Below are 12,905 nucleotides of genomic sequence, written 5' to 3' on the forward strand. Positions count from 1 at the left end.
TAACCATTTGATAATGCTTCGGCTTATCTGACAATATTAAGGCCTGAGTTTCAGGCCTTAATTTTATCTCAAATTTATGGTTTAAGGATACATCATGCCTACAACCCAACACCCTGTAATAAGCCGTGCCAGCGTCGGTTTAGGATTACGTCGTGAAATGTTAGATGAGTTTTGTCAGCATGTTCCAGACGCAATTAACTTTTTTGAAGTCGCACCAGAAAATTGGATGACGTTAGGCGGAAAATATGGTCGCCAATTTTCACAATTAACTGAGCAGCATCGTTTTTTTTGCCATGGTTTATCTTTATCTATTGGTAGTCCTGAAGTATTGGATATTCAATTTGTTAAAAACATTAAGCAATTTCTGGATGCTCATCATATTGATATTTATTCAGAGCACTTAAGTTACTGTTCAGGTACAGGGCACATGTATGACCTAATGCCAATACCGTTTACAGATGACGCTGTGGTTCATACTGCTAAACGAATTAAACAAGTGGAAGACATACTTGAACGGCCATTTATTTTAGAAAATGTGTCTTTTTACGCTGCACCAGGCGCACAAATGAGTGAGCAAGAGTTTGTCAACGCAGTATTGCAAGAAGCCGACTGCAAATTGCTACTTGATGTGAACAACATATATGTTAATTCAATCAACCATCAATATGATGCCAGTGAGTTTTTAGCGGCAATGCCAAGTGATCGCATTGCTTATTTGCACATTGCCGGGCATTACCAAGAAGATATTGATTTGATGGTTGATACCCATGGTGCCGATGTAATTGATCCTGTGTGGACATTATTGCAGCAATGTTATCAATTACATGGTGTGCACCCAACTCTGCTTGAGCGCGATTTCAATATTCCTAAAACTGACATACTCCTTAATGAAATAAATCAAATTCATCAATACCAAAATAATGCCTTATCGCAACAGTTAACATTGAGGAATGCATAATGGGATTTATGGAAATTCAACAACAGTTTATGGATTATATCCGTGATCCCAGTTTACCGCTGCCTGAAGGCATTGAACCTAGGCGGATGCAGGTTTATCGAGAGTTGTTTTTTAATAATATTTCTGGGTTTGTTTCTAGCGCATTTCCGGTGTTAAAAACACTCTATAGCGAAGCGCAATGGCGAGCATTAATTCAGCAGTTTTTTGTCAGCCATGACTGTAAAACGCCCATTTTTGTTGAAATAGCAGGAGAGTTTTTGGCCTTTTTGCAACACGAATATACTCCATTAGAACATGATCCTGTGTTTATGTTGCAATTAGCTCATTATGAGTGGTTAGAGCTATGCGCCGCCGTGGCGCCAGATACCATTGAGTCTCAACTTATTACTACAGACGAGTTAGAACATTATCATCTGTGTTTAGCCAGCCATGCAAAAATTGCTCAATATTCATTTGATGTACAGCATATCTCGATAGACTACCAACCGATTGAGCCGACGGCACAAGCGCATTTTTTTTGCGTCTATCGTGATAGTGATGACCAAGTTGCCTTTTTAAAACTGACCCCACTAAGTGCACAAGTCCTTGCCTACATTGAACAAATGACACATTTGCAACAAGGCATTGTTGTTGCAGATATCCTTTGTTGGTTACATGAACATTATCCACAAATGACCCATGACACTCTATTATCTGGCTGTTTGCCTTTGTTACAGCAGTTAAGCCAAAAAGGGATTATTATTTCGCGGGAACATCGAAAGTAGACTTAGTTAATTTGTGGTTTTTATTTTTCTGATATGTGTCTAAAATGAGACAATTTTTGTGATGTGCTTCACGCAAAATAAACGTATTAAACACAGGCTAAAGCGTGTTAATACGTTTTATCTTGGGAAGTAATCACAGCCACGATAAACTTTAATGCAGGAAATATCATGAGTCAGCCGTTTAAAGACCCGTTTAACATTGTTTACTTTATTGGTTTTATTTTGGTTTTATTAATTCCTACATTACCAGCTAGTCTTTCATGGCTAAAAGTTTCTGGATTAATTTAACGTTTATTTCAGATTAATCCGTCAAGATATTGCCTTACTAAACCACTCTGATAGAGTGGTTTTTTGTTTGGGGCGAGGGTTGTTATGGCGCTAAAACGTGGTTTTTTTCTTATCATTGGCCTGTGTAGTCTGATATTAGGTTTAATTGGTATCGCATTACCGTTATTACCGACCGTGCCGTTTATTTTGTTGTCTGCTTTTTGTTTTGCGCGCTCAAACGATCGTTTACACAATTGGCTTGTGACGCACCCTTGGTTTTCAGAAGGCATTCATCAATGGCAGTCTAAACGGGCATTGAGCAAGACGTTAAAACGCAGAGCGATGTTGATGAGCTGTCTAAGCTTTACGATTAGCATCGTCATCGTGCCGTTGGTGTGGGTTAAAATCATGTTGTTTACCATGATGCTTATTTTGGTGTTTTTTTTGTGGCGGATCCCAGAGTTAGAATAATAAATCGCCAGTTAATGCTTGATGGTTGCAACTGAGATCAAACGGGCATAAGATCACCCCAGTATTTTTACCAGAGTCCACCAACTACGTGGACTTTTTTATTGCGTAATCACTTTTAAACAGAGTTAACTAATTATGATGAACCAAGACAGTTTAGCGCTTATCAAGAACAGCATAAAAACCATTCCTGATTATCCAAAGCCCGGCATTATGTTTCGTGATGTCACAAGCTTGTTAGAAAGCGCTGAAGCGTACAAAGCAACGATTGCAATTTTAGTTGCTCACTACCAATCAAAAGGGTTTACGAAAGTGGTTGGCACAGAAGCGCGTGGTTTTTTATTTGGCGCTCCGCTAGCGCTAGAGTTAGGTGTTGGTTTTGTTCCTGTGCGTAAGCCAGGCAAATTACCGCGCGAAACCATTAGCCAAACTTATGAGCTTGAATACGGTAAAGACACCTTAGAAATTCACACCGATGCCATTAATGCAAACGATAAAGTGTTGGTAATTGACGACTTACTTGCCACTGGCGGTACCATTGAAGCAACCGTTAAACTTATCCGTCAACTTGGCGGCGAAGTCGCTCATGCTGCATTTGTGATTTCATTACCTGAAATTGGCGGTGAAAAGCGCCTGCAAGATTTAGGCATAGAAGTATTGAGCTTGTGTGAGTTTGAAGGTGAATAGCAAGATTAAAATAACTGCTAATTAATTAAGCAGTTAACTGCTTTAAAGCATATCTAAAGTCCGCTCAGCAATAGCATGCCAGCCCTTGGCATGCTATTGTTATTCCCTTTAATGGGATTGACTCCCGATAGCTCTCTGTGGGGATTTTCATGTCTTATCAAGTGCTCGCCCGCAAATGGCGTCCTGCAAAATTTGAACAAATGGTTGGTCAGTCCCATGTGTTAATGGCACTCACTAATGCCTTAAGCCAACAGCGTCTTCACCATGCTTATTTATTTACCGGAACCCGTGGGGTAGGTAAAACCAGTTTGGCTCGTCTGTTTGCTAAAGGGCTTAATTGTGAAACCGGTGTTACGGCGAACCCTTGTGGTGAATGTTCAAGTTGTATCGAAATTGCCCAGGGGCGCTTTGTTGATTTAATCGAGGTTGATGCGGCGTCAAGAACCAAAGTTGATGACACGCGTGAGCTGCTTGATAACGTGCAATATCGTCCATCTCGTGGCCGCTTTAAAGTGTACCTTATCGACGAAGTCCACATGCTGTCGCGCAGCAGTTTTAATGCGTTATTAAAAACCTTAGAAGAGCCTCCAGAACACGTTAAATTTTTGCTGGCGACCACTGACCCACACAAATTACCGGTAACGGTATTGTCTCGTTGTTTGCAATTTAATTTAAAGAGCTTGTCACAGCAAGAAATCAGCAAACAACTCGAGTACGTCATCACCCAAGAGCAATTACCTTTTGAGCCACAAGCATTAAATGTGTTGGCTAAAGCGGCAAATGGCAGTATGCGAGATGCATTGAGTTTAACCGATCAGGCGATTGCTTTTGGCAGTGGTCAGGTGATGCTTGAACAAGTACAAACCATGCTCGGTAGCATTGATGAGCAGCATGTTATCGCGTTATTAAAAACCTTGTGCGATGCCGATGTTGCGCCTTTGATGCAAATGGTTGCAAAAGTATTGGCATTTGGCGCAGATGCTGAAGAAGTGCTGCGCAGTTTACTAGAGCTATTGCATCAAATCACCTTAACTCAATTTGCTCCTGCCGCCGCGCAGCAATCGTTGTTTAGTGACCAAATATTGGCTTTTGCTCAACAATTGGCGCCAGAACAAGTGCAGCTTTATTACCAAATGTTACTCAATGGTCGTAAAGATCTAGCCTTTGCTCCAGATCCTAAATCTGGGCTTGAGATGGCATTGCTGCGTGCAGTGGCCTTTACCCCAGAAAAACAAGTTAAGCGTTGGGTAACCAACACGCCAGCTGTTATTGATTTAACGCCAAGCCAAGAGGTCATTGATACAAGCCCAAAGCCTGAAGTTTTGGTGTCAAAACAAGACATCAGCGAGCCAGTCTCTTCAATCCATATTCACGACACGGCTGAAGTAAGTGAAGCAAGTGTCTTAAAGGATGGTGCCGAATCGAACAAGGTCGTGCAACAAGGTGACAGTGATGCTTTGTCCGTTGACGCGATTGACACAGATGTACCAACGCTTGATGAATCTGAAAGTGCTGACGATGCGTTGACAGACGCAGCATTAATTGCGCAGCAGCAGGTCATTATAAGCCAGGCCGAAAGTTTTGGTTATCATGATCCTTCGTTACAGCATCAAGACAGCGCTCAACCTGAGCCCAAAGGCGAAGATGATGATCTTAGCCCTATAGAGACTCAAGCATCTGATTGCACTGACACAAACGATATCAGCCTTCAAGCTTCTTTTACCGATGCCTTGAGCGCGGATTTCGATGGATACTCCTACAATGATTATGATGTTGAAGGCGATTATCAACCATCGGATCACGATGATTATTTAATGTTTTCAGCGCAATCAGATACAAGTCAATCAACTGCAACATTACCGGCGGCGTCAGCTGGTGCAGGAGAAGAGCCTGAGCCACACACAGTTGTTACGCCGTCAGAACCTACTGATAGCATCGAGGATCCGTTAGATTTTCTTAATGTGGTGTTGGCCAGTCGCGACTCCTTGATGGCTGATATTGGTGCGTTGCAGCAAAAAGAAGCGGCTACTGCCAAAACGGCCCCAGTAGTAAATCCGACTGTTAAAACCGGCAAATCTGTTGTTGAGCCTAAACCGGCAGATGTTACAGGTTTATCGGATGAGCTTGATGTGAATACAGCCACATCGAGTTTCCAGGAGTTGCAGCCACAAAAGCAGACACTTGTAACAGATACCATTGCAACAGATACCGTGGCGAATGATGAAAGCCCTGGTGATGAGAGTACACAAACAGATGCAGAGTATGACAGGCCGCCGTGGGTAAAACCTGCACCCGATGAAGCATTTACACGCTTTACTGACATTGCTCAGCCTCAGGCGAGTGTTACAGCCCAAGCGCTAGAGACAAGCGATCGTGGCTCAAGTGCTTTTGCAGCATCGCCCCCTGCGATAACCGCAGAGCCATTAGTCAAAGCCGCTGGCGTTACAGCGTCAACACCAATTCAACCGTTAAGCCCTCATCGTATTGAGGGCAACGCGCTTGATTTACATTGGTACAAAGTGATGACCAATGTTTCTGTTGGTGGCAGGGTGAGGCAATTGGGGGTTAACTCTGTGTGTCAGGCACAAACTAATCCATTGGTTTTGGTGCTAAAACCGGATCAAAAACACCTTTCGGCACCCATTGCAATCGATCAACTGCAAGTGGCATTAACTGACTACTTACAACAGCCTACACAAGTGCAAATTCAAATTGGTATTGTTCCTAACAGGGAAACCCCATTAGAATTGCGCAAGCGATTTCATCGTGAATTGATTGCTCAAGCAGAGCAGTCTATTTTGCAAGATGAAAATACTCAGTGGATGATCCAACGGTTATCTGCACAGTTGGACAGCGATAGTATTGAATACCCGTCTGAGCAATTGGCACAAATCGCCCAAGATATTGCTCAAATCAGTGCTCAATAGCTTTTCGTAACAGGTAATTTAGGCTGAAATGAACATATCTTCATCTCAAAAATGCACAGCCTAGATTGCTAATCGATTTTATTTCAGTAAGATTAGCGCCACTATGGCGACTTGCTAGCAACCTTAATTAGAGAGAGACGACTATGTTTGGTGGAAAAGGCGGTATGGGCAATTTGATGAAACAAGCCCAAATGATGCAAGACAAAATGGCAAAAATGCAGGAAGAGATTGCGCGTACAGAAATGACGGGTGAGGCGGGTGCTGGCTTGGTTAAAGTCACCATGACGGGTAATCACAGTGTACGTAAAGTTGAAATCGATCCAAGCTTAATGGAAGACGACAAAGAGATGCTTGAAGACTTAATTGCAGCCGCTTGCAATGATGCTGCACGTCGTTTAGAAGAAAATCAAAAAGCAAAAATGGCTGAAGTGACAGGTGGAATGCAATTACCACCAGGAATGAAAATGCCGTTTTAATCGTTGTTTGCTACAACACACAAAAGCTCAAGCATTATGCTTGAGCTTTTTTGTTATGCGTCTGAGTCAGTCTGTACCGCGTCCAATACCACATAACCTTGGGCTTGATAATCATTAATACATTGCTGAATTTGTTTTCGAGTTTGATTTCATCAAAAAAACAAAGGCATACGAGTCACATTTCACTTTCATTTTTTGATCGTAAATAAGAGACTGTTGAGCGTTCAAGGTTGTTTTTACGGCCAATTATTGGCCATTTCACCTATATACAACTGTACGGTACAGACGTTGAGGTTTCTATTCGCTTTGATGAGCCGTTTTAACTCGAACAACAGTTAATATTATTGCGCATTAATAAGTGATCACTGTGAATGCGTCCAGCGGTGTTTGATTAAGGCATCGCGATGTAGTCAATAGCGAGAACGTAAAGCAAAAGCGGCTGGGGCATTCCTTTTAGGCGTGTTAAAAGGACTTACACATGCGTTGCATGACGTCGAAAGAGAATCATTATTCAATCAGTTATTCGCCTTGTTTAAGCCCTTTTAAATTCTCGCTGAGAGCACTTACTAGTGCGCAATGGTATAACCTGCAAAGATCAACAAGGCCTAGTACATAAAAACTAACTTTAGGTATAAAATATTTGACATTTGACGGCAACGTATTACGCTAGGTGAGGTTAAATATTTTATACACAAAGTAAGTTGAGGTTAACATGGATAACAAGCAAAAACTTATTCAATGGTTGCAAGAAACCAGTTTTAGGGAAATCACGTTACTGGTCGACTTTTTAGTCACGGCTTTTATCGGTTACCTGTACATAAACCAGCTAATAAATGCCACACCTGAGCAATTAGCCTCAATGACGTGGCTATCAACATTGTTACTTGAGGTGATTGTTTATTCTATTGTATTAATGGTTGTGAGTTATGTTGTATTAGCCATGATTAGTGATGATGAGCTATCAAAGCCAATGGATGTAAGAGAAAAACAGATAAACCTGGTGGGTTATAAATACAGCGCGATTATTTTACAAGTCGGCGTAGTGCTTGGGATTGTGCAATACAATCTTGATGTGCAAGGTTTTGCATTCATGCCGCAATCTATTCCACATTTACCATTACATGTACTGCTTGTGGCGTTTTTACTGGCAGAACTGGCACATTATGGCGTGCAATTATACAAGGGGCGAACTGGAGATATTTATGAATAATCCTGATGACGGAAAATTGGGTATTTCAAATTGTATCCGGACATTACGTTTTTTAAATAATGAAATGACCCAAAAACAATTAGCAGAACAAATTGGTGTAACACGTCAAACTGTTATGGCAATTGAGTCTAATAAATACTCACCCACCCTTGAGGTTGCGTTTAAAATAGCCAATGTATTTAATTTACCGCTTGATCAGGTCTTTACATATCGCTCTGAACAATAAGCGTTGAAGTAAATTGTTGTGCTTATTACGACAACCCTTGTTTTAATCTTTGCATTCGAGCCCGTCACAGACAATAATCGCCTGCATTGAATGGAGTAATGAGTAGCTGTCATAGGCAGATAGGTTTGTGATAATCGCTCAAAGTATAGTTATTTAAGGTATTGGCAATTTTTATGAAATTTAGTCCTTTGGTCGATGAGTTAATTCAGTCTTTACGTGGTTTACCTGGTGTCGGTCCTAAATCGGCACAACGTATGGCATTTCAACTATTGGAACGTGAGCGTAAAGTGGGATTAAAATTAGCCGATACGTTACAAAAAGCGATGTCTGAAGTTGGCCATTGCCAAAGTTGTCGTACTTTTACAGAGCAAGAACTTTGCCCCATTTGTAGCAGCCATCGTCGAAAAAGTGCTGGGATTATCTGCGTGGTAGAAACCCCCGCGGACGTTTTGGCCATTGAAGCTGGTGGTCATTTTAACGGCCGCTATTTTGTGTTACTTGGGCATTTATCACCACTGGATGGCGTTGGACCTGAAGAACTCGGCCTTGCGCTGCTTGAAAGCCACCTTGCTTCTGAAGACGTCAACGAGCTGATATTGGCAACTAACCCAACCGTTGAAGGCGACGCCACAGCACATTTTATTGCTGATATGGCAAGGCGTCATGAGGTGGTCATCAGCCGCATTGCACATGGCGTTCCAGTGGGCGGCGAGCTTGAATATGTTGACAGCACCACGTTGGCTTTATCGTTTAACGGCCGCATTCAGCTTTAAACGGGTCAATTTAGGTTTTATTGTTTTTGCAGCAAATTGTTGGCCAGTTAACCCTTTTTTATGTTTATTAAAACCCACCTAATGCCGCGATGGGTATTTTTGGGGGTAGTGATGCATTTATTGATGAATAATTGGCCAATAAAGTTCATCAGCCCTTGAAAACAGTTTAAAGCCCCCCATTTCTTGGTTAACGAAGATTTTAATACGAGTGGAACTCTCAACTCGTTTTTGTATTAACGTAACACCAAGGGAAATTATTCATGTCTCAACAAGAAACTCATGGCTTTCAAACCGAAGTAAAACAACTATTACATTTGATGATCCACTCTTTATATTCTAATAAAGAGATTTTCTTACGTGAATTAGTCTCAAATGCGGCCGATGCTGCAGACAAATTACGCTACCTCGCATTAACTGATGATGCGCTATATGAAGGCGACGGTGAATTACGCGTACGAGTCAGTGCTGATAAAGAAAAAGGCACGGTGACGATTTCAGACAACGGGATCGGTATGACCCGTGACGGTGTGATTGAACATCTAGGAACGATTGCCAAATCAGGTACAAAAGATTTTTTCAATAACTTATCTGGCGAAGCCTCAAAAGACTCACAACTGATTGGTCAGTTTGGTGTGGGTTTTTACTCTGCATTTATTGTGGCAAAAAAGGTGGTGGTTCGCACACGTGCAGCAGGCCATGCTGTTAATGAAGCGGTATTATGGGAGTCAGAAGGTGAAGGTTCATTCAATGTAGAAACCATCACCAAAAATACCCGTGGTACAGAAATCACATTGCATTTACGTGACGAAGAAATCGAGTTTGCTGATGAATGGCGTTTACGTTCAATTATTTCTAAGTATTCAGACCATATTTCTATTCCGGTAGAAATGTTTGAGCCTGGCGAGCCTGAGTCTGAAGGTGAAGACGGTGAAAAAATTGCTGCCACTGAAGGCGTATGGAAGCCAATGAACAAAGCCACTGCGCTTTGGACACGCAATAAGTCAGACATTAGCGATGAAGAATACCAAGAGTTTTACAAGCATATTTCGCATGATTATACCGACGCATTAAAATGGTCACACAATCGTGTTGAAGGTAAGCAAGAATACACCAGCTTGCTGTATATTCCAGCTAAAGCGCCGTGGGATTTATTTAACCGTGAACATAAACACGGCTTAAAATTGTTTGTGCAACGTGTATTTGTGATGGACGATGCCGAGCAGTTTATGCCAACTTACTTGCGGTTTGTAAAAGGATTAATCGACTCAAAAGATTTACCATTAAACGTATCTCGTGAAATTTTACAAGATAATCAAATCACTAAAAATTTACGTCAAGCGTTAACTAAGCGTGTACTTGGCATGCTTGAAAAACTTGCAGAAAACGACGCTGAGAAATACCAAACATTTTGGGCAGAGTTTGGCCAGGTACTAAAAGAAGGTCCAGCAGAAGATTTTGCTAACAAAGAACGTATTGCCGGCTTACTGCGCTTTGCCTCAACACACGACAACTCAGCTGCAACTACTGTGTCGTTAGATGCCTATATTGAGCGCATGAAAGAAGGCCAAGATAAGATTTATTATATTGTTGCCGACAGCCATAATGCTGCAGTGAATAGCCCACATCTTGAATTATTACGCAAAAAAGGCATTGAAGTATTGCTAATGTCTGAGCGTATTGATGAGTGGCTAATTAATCACTTAACAGAGTTTAAAGGCAAAAAACTTCACTCGGTTACCAAAGGCGATCTTGAATTAGGTTCGCTAGAAGATGAAGCCGACAAAGAAGCACAAGAGAAAGTTGCACAAGAGGCTAAGGGCTTAGTTGAGCGTATTAAAACAGCATTAGCGGATAAAGTATCGGATGTGAAAGTCACCAGCCGTTTAACTGACACCCCTGCTTGTGTGGTTACCGGCGAAGGTGAAATGTCGACGCAAATGATTAAATTGATGCAAGCTGCAGGGCAACCTGTACCTGAGTCAAAGCCAACATTCGAGATTAACCCAAGCCATCCATTAGTGGAGCGTTTAAATAACGAACCTGACGAGCAGTTATTTGCTGATTGGTCTAACCTGTTATTACAGCAAGCGCTACTTTCAGAAAAAGGCAGCTTAACGGATCCATCTGCGTTTATTAAGCTTACCAACCAAATGTTAATGGCGAGCTTTAAATAAGCTTAGCTAATAGCGTAAAAGCGGACAATCAGTCCGCTTTTGTTTTTGTATGATAGCGGGGGCACTATGGACTACCTGATTAATTTAACAAAAGAAAACATTCAGCAAGTTGTCGATACCTCAATGCAAAAAATGGTCGTACTAGCATTTTGGGCACAACAACAGCCAGAAAGTGTACAAATGCTGCAAACCTTAACGCAAATAGCACAAGCTCAGGCTGGGCGATTTATTTTGGCTAAGGTAGATTGTGAAGCAGAGATCGAGATTGCTAATTATTTTCAAATTCAAAATTTACCTACCATATTAGTTCTTGATAAAGGCCGCCCCATTGATGGGTTTGCTGGCGTGCAAACTAAAGAGCAAGTAGAAACCTTACTCGACAAACACTTACCGCCATTATGGGTTCAAGAGTTTGATGCCATTAAGCAACTATTAGCAGAAGGTGAACTCAGCGCAGAAGAGCTTGCACAATTAGCGGTGCAGCTTAAAACCGTGTATGCCAGTGCACAACAAGCTGCTGAAGTAGGGTTGGTCATGGCTGATGTCGCGCTACAGCAAGGATTGCTTGCAGATGCAAAACATTTATTGGCTCAGATAGGCCTTGCCGATCAAGACAGTTACTTTCAACATTTAATGGCTAAATTGGCATTGGCAGAAGACGCCGCAGACACCCCAGAGATCCGTCAGTTGCAACAACGTGTTGCAGAGCAACCAGATGATTTAGCGACTCTGGTGTCTTTGGCAAAAGCACTCAATATGGCACATCGAAATGAAGAAGCACTTGAGCTACTGTTTACTGTTTTGCAAAAAGACTTAGGCGCATTAGACGGAAAAGTTAAACAAGCCTTTATGGAAATATTGACCGCGATAGGGCAGGGCAACGCGTTAGCCAATCAATATCGCCGCAAATTGTATACCTTGCTGTATTAAACAAACGAAGCCATTTTGTTACAAACCTTATTAGATTTAGGTCTAATGTCATAACAAAAGCGCTATTAAAAGTGCGGCATATGTGCGAAAATCGCCGCCCTAAAAAGAACACAAACTTAAAAGAGGACTTTTGAGATGCGCATTATTTTATTGGGTGCCCCAGGTGCCGGTAAAGGTACCCAAGCTCAGTTCATTATGGAACAATATGGTATCCCACAAATCTCAACCGGTGACATGTTGCGTGCAGCCGTTAAAGCTGGCACTCCATTAGGTTTAGAAGCCAAGAAAGTAATGGATGCAGGTCAATTAGTGTCTGACGACCTTATCATTGGTCTTGTGAAAGAGCGTATTGCTCAAGATGATTGTGTAAAAGGCTTCCTGCTTGATGGTTTCCCTCGCACAATTCCTCAAGCCGATGCAATGGCTGACAATGGTATTGAAATCGATCATGTAATCGAAATTGATGTACCAGATGAAGAAATTGTAAAGCGCATGAGCGGACGTCGTGTTCATCCGGGGTCTGGCCGTGTTTACCATGTTGTGTTTAATCCACCTAAAGTGGAAGGTAAAGATAACGTAACGGGTGAAGATTTGGTGATCCGTCCTGACGACGAAGAAAGCACTGTGCGTAAGCGTTTAGCTATTTACCACGAACAAACTAAACCTTTAGTCGACTACTATGGCAAGGTTGCCGCACAAGGCCGTACCCATTACAACAAGTTTGATGGTACGCAGTCTGTTGCTAAAGTGAGTGAGCAATTGGCTAACGTGTTAAAGTAATCCTGGCCTAGCCGTTAAATAAAAACCTGCTGATGCAGGTTTTTTTATGGCTAAAAATACACTTGTGCAAATGATATTAACCAGCACAAAAATGTGATTATGCATTAGATTGCTTACTTATCCTGATTTGTATGAACAATCCAAAAATAGGGCCTGTTGACCTTTCAAGGTTGTTTTTGCAGCGAATTGTTGGCCATTACTCATATACAAGTGCGCGGCAGAGACTTTGAGGTGTAGTTATGCTACATAAAAAGTCGATAACGCA

12 protein-coding genes are annotated in these 12,905 nt (G+C 41.8%); all 12 read left to right on the top strand.

Annotated features, from left to right (window positions below; translation table 11 throughout):
- The first annotated feature begins 94 nt into the window (after nucleotides 1-94).
- The 12 genes from L2703_RS16790 to adk all read left to right on the top strand — a co-directional run bounded on the left by L2703_RS16790 (nucleotide 95) and on the right by adk (nucleotide 12,640).
- Complete coding sequence (locus L2703_RS16790) at nucleotides 95-958, top strand: HvfB family MNIO-type RiPP peptide maturase (RefSeq protein WP_248972220.1); 864 nt, start codon at nucleotides 95-97, stop codon at nucleotides 956-958.
- Entirely contained in the window at nucleotides 958-1,722 is a 765-nt protein-coding gene (locus L2703_RS16795; protein WP_248972221.1) for an HvfC family RiPP maturation protein, read from the top strand. The genes L2703_RS16790 and L2703_RS16795 overlap by 1 nt, the downstream gene beginning before the upstream one ends.
- Nucleotides 1,723-2,094: 372 nt before the next feature.
- Nucleotides 2,095-2,460: a YbaN family protein gene (locus L2703_RS16800; RefSeq protein ID WP_248972222.1), complete on the top strand. Its 366-nt coding sequence runs from the start codon at nucleotides 2,095-2,097 to the stop codon at nucleotides 2,458-2,460.
- A gap of 132 nt (nucleotides 2,461-2,592) precedes the next feature.
- Entirely contained in the window at nucleotides 2,593-3,144 is a 552-nt protein-coding gene (gene apt, locus L2703_RS16805) for an adenine phosphoribosyltransferase (protein ID WP_188737660.1), read from the top strand.
- Nucleotides 3,145-3,293: 149 nt separating this feature from the next.
- A complete protein-coding gene (gene dnaX / locus L2703_RS16810; RefSeq protein ID WP_248972223.1) occupies nucleotides 3,294-6,071 on the top strand; it encodes a DNA polymerase III subunit gamma/tau in 2,778 nt (925 codons plus the stop codon).
- Nucleotides 6,072-6,214: 143 nt separating this feature from the next.
- Nucleotides 6,215-6,547: a YbaB/EbfC family nucleoid-associated protein gene (locus L2703_RS16815; protein WP_248972224.1), complete on the top strand. Its 333-nt coding sequence runs from the start codon at nucleotides 6,215-6,217 to the stop codon at nucleotides 6,545-6,547.
- A 712-nt stretch (nucleotides 6,548-7,259) separates the two neighbouring features.
- Nucleotides 7,260-7,757, top strand: a complete 498-nt coding sequence (locus tag L2703_RS16820) for a hypothetical protein (RefSeq protein ID WP_248972225.1) — start codon at nucleotides 7,260-7,262, stop codon at nucleotides 7,755-7,757.
- Nucleotides 7,750-7,983 (top strand): helix-turn-helix transcriptional regulator, encoded by a 234-nt coding sequence (locus tag L2703_RS16825; RefSeq protein ID WP_248972226.1) that lies wholly within the window; start codon nucleotides 7,750-7,752, stop codon nucleotides 7,981-7,983. Before L2703_RS16820 ends, L2703_RS16825 begins: the two co-directional genes overlap by 8 nt.
- Nucleotides 7,984-8,156: 173 nt before the next feature.
- A complete protein-coding gene (recR, locus tag L2703_RS16830) occupies nucleotides 8,157-8,756 on the top strand; it encodes a recombination mediator RecR (RefSeq protein ID WP_248972227.1) in 600 nt (199 codons plus the stop codon).
- A 260-nt stretch (nucleotides 8,757-9,016) separates the two neighbouring features.
- Complete coding sequence (gene htpG / locus L2703_RS16835; protein ID WP_248972228.1) at nucleotides 9,017-10,930, top strand: molecular chaperone HtpG; 1,914 nt, start codon at nucleotides 9,017-9,019, stop codon at nucleotides 10,928-10,930.
- 66 nt (nucleotides 10,931-10,996) lie between these two features.
- Entirely contained in the window at nucleotides 10,997-11,860 is an 864-nt protein-coding gene (locus L2703_RS16840) for a tetratricopeptide repeat protein (protein ID WP_248972229.1), read from the top strand.
- Between the two features lie 135 nt (nucleotides 11,861-11,995).
- Nucleotides 11,996-12,640 (top strand): adenylate kinase, encoded by a 645-nt coding sequence (gene adk, locus L2703_RS16845; RefSeq protein ID WP_248972230.1) that lies wholly within the window; start codon nucleotides 11,996-11,998, stop codon nucleotides 12,638-12,640.
- The last annotated feature ends 265 nt before the right edge of the window (nucleotides 12,641-12,905 follow it).

It is taken from the genome of Shewanella basaltis, assembly GCF_023283885.1.
Lineage (GTDB): Bacteria > Pseudomonadota > Gammaproteobacteria > Enterobacterales > Shewanellaceae > Shewanella > Shewanella basaltis.